The sequence below is a fragment of the Streptomyces sp. KLMMK genome (assembly GCF_036961605.1).
Taxonomy (GTDB): Bacteria; Actinomycetota; Actinomycetes; order Streptomycetales; family Streptomycetaceae; genus Streptomyces; species Streptomyces telluris.
In genome coordinates, this window is record NZ_JBAMDC010000638.1 from 1 (window position 1) to 2264 (window position 2264).

Annotated in this window: 3 protein-coding genes; 2 read left to right on the forward strand and 1 reads right to left on the reverse strand. The window is 72.7% G+C overall.

The genetic code is table 11. From position 1 onward, the window contains the following. Positions 1–245 precede the first annotated feature (245 nt). Both V7793_RS36580 and V7793_RS36585 read left to right on the forward strand, forming a co-directional pair. Positions 246–608 carry a DUF952 domain-containing protein gene (locus V7793_RS36580; RefSeq protein WP_168093324.1) on the forward strand — a complete coding sequence of 121 codons (363 nt, stop codon included), beginning with the start codon at positions 246–248 and terminating at the stop codon, positions 606–608. Further along, positions 605–1321: a nucleotidyltransferase domain-containing protein gene (locus V7793_RS36585; RefSeq protein ID WP_336013988.1), complete on the forward strand. Its 717-nt coding sequence runs from the start codon at positions 605–607 to the stop codon at positions 1319–1321. Before V7793_RS36580 ends, V7793_RS36585 begins: the two co-directional genes overlap by 4 nt. Before the next feature lie 87 nt (positions 1322–1408). On the opposite strand, the gene V7793_RS36590 is transcribed toward V7793_RS36585, so the two are convergent. Then, positions 1409–2264 (reverse strand): pseudouridine synthase (locus tag V7793_RS36590; RefSeq protein ID WP_336013989.1); only part of this gene is annotated, 856 nt, incomplete at its 5' end.

A 2264-nucleotide genomic window follows, 5' to 3' on the forward strand; every position in this document is an offset into this window, starting at 1 on the left:
TCCCTGAGGTGGACGTGGACCCCGCGGCCCGCGAGGGCGAGCGCGGCGGAGGTGCCGATCAGTCCGGTGCCGATGACGAGGGCGGTTCTCACTGAGAGTCCTTGCGAGGTGCGTGGAGCGTGACGGAGAGCGGGCCGGGCCAGCCTATCCAGCCGCTCCGCCGGCCGTGCGGGGCGGGCGGCCCTGCGGGGCCGGGGCGGGCGCCCTGCGGGACTGCCGGGCCCGCGTCCGGTACAACCGTGCACATGATCTACCACGTGGTGCCCCTGGACGACTGGCTGGCCGTACCCGACCGCCCGTACTCCCCCGCTTCCCTCTCCGAGGACGGTTTCGTCCACTGCTCGCCCGACGAGGAGACGACCCTCGCCGTGGCCACGGCCTTCTACAGGGACGTGCCCGGCCCGCTGATGGTGCTCCTGATCGACGAGCACAAGCTGGACGTCCTGGTCCGCTGGGAGGACGCCGACCCGGCCCCGCCGCCCGGCGTGGACCCGGGCACGCAGTTCCCGCACGTCTTCGGACGGATCAACCGGGACGCCGTGGAGGGGATGATGGAGATCCAGCGCGACGAGGCGGGCCGCGCGACGGGGCTGGCGGTGTGGTCGTGACGCCCGTGCCCCCGCTCACCCCGGTCACTCCGGTCGCGCTGGTCACCGAGCACACGGTCTACGCGTGCGTGATGGGCTCGCGCGCCTTCGGGCTGGCCACGGAGGCGAGCGATACGGACCGACGCGGCGTGTACGTGGCGCCGACGCCCCTGTTCTGGGGCTTCGAGAAGCCGCCGCCGCACGTGGAGGGGCCGGCCGAGGAGCAGTTCTCCTGGGAGCTGGAGCGCTTCTGCGAGCTGGCGCTGCGGGGCAACCCGAACATCCTGGAGTGCCTGCACTCCCCGCTCGTCGAGCAGGCCGACGACACGGGGCGCGAGCTGCTGGCCCTGCGGGAGGCGTTCCTCTCCCGCAGGGTCCACCGGACGTACGCGGGCTACGCGGCGGACCAGCGCAAGAAGTTCGCGGCGGACGTGCGGGCGCACGGCACGCCGCGGCGCTGGAAGCCCGTCATGCACGCGCTGCGGCTGCTGATGTGCGGCCGCGATCTGCTGCGTACGGGGTCGCTCGTGCTCGACGTCGGCCCCATGCGCGAACCGCTGCTGGCCGTGCGCCGGGGCGAGGTGCCCTGGCCCGAGGCGGAGGCCTGGCTGAACCGCCTGACCGAGGAGGCCGGGGAGGCGACCCGTACGAGCCCCCTCCCCGAGGAACCCGACCACGCACGCGTCGAGGACTTCCTGATACGCGTGCGCCGCGCTTCGGCGGGGGCGGGCTAGGAGGACGGGGCGGCCGGCCGCCCCGTGGGTGACCGGTGGTGCCGGGCCGGGGCCGAAGCCCCGGGCCCGGATCCGTACCCGGACCGGCTAGAGGTCGACCTCGCCCATCAGCATGCCGACCTCGGTGTTCGTCAGGCGGCGGAGCCAGCCGGACTTCTGGTCGCCCAGGGCGATCGGGCCGAACGAGGTGCGGACCAGCTTCTCGACGGGGAAGCCCGCCTCGGCGAGCATGCGGCGCACGATGTGCTTGCGGCCCTCGTGGAGGGTGACCTCGACCAGGTAGTTCTTGCCGGTCTGCTGGATGACGCGGAAGTTGTCCGCGCGGGCGTAGCCGTCCTCCAGCTCGATGCCGTTCTTGAGCTGCTTGCCGATGTCGCGCGGCAGCGGCCCGGTGATGGCGGCGAGGTAGGTCTTCTGCACGCCGTAGCGCGGGTGCGTCAGACGGTGGGCCAGCTCACCGTGGTTGGTGAGCAGGATGATGCCCTCGGTCTCCGTGTCGAGCCGGCCGACGTGGAAGAGCCGGGTCTCGCGGTTGGTGACGTAGTCGCCGAGGCACTGGCGGCCGTCGGGGTCCTCCATGGTGGAGACGACGCCGGCCGGCTTGTTGAGCGCGAAGAACAGGTAGGACTGGGTGGCGACGGTCAGGCCGTCGACCTTGATCTCGTCGTTCTCCGGGTCGACCCGCAGGCCCTGCTCGGTGACGATCTGCCCGTTGACCTCGACGCGGGCCATCTCGATCAGCTCTTCGCAGGCACGGCGCGAGCCCATGCCGGCCCGGGCCAGCACCTTCTGCAGGCGCTCGCCCTCCTGCTCGGCGCCGGGGAAGGTCTTGGGGGTCTTCACCTGCGGCTTGTTGTGCCGCTCCCGGTTGCGCTCCTCGATCTTGGCGTCGAGCTCGCGCGAGCGGGCGGGGGCGTAGCCGTGGCCGCGGGCGGGCCCGCTG

Bases quoted from the DNA above. Each gene is read 5' to 3' on its own strand.
- V7793_RS36580 (WP_168093324.1), top strand. From the start codon at position 246: ATGATCTACCACGTGGTGCCCCTGGACGACTGGCTGGCCGTACCCGAC.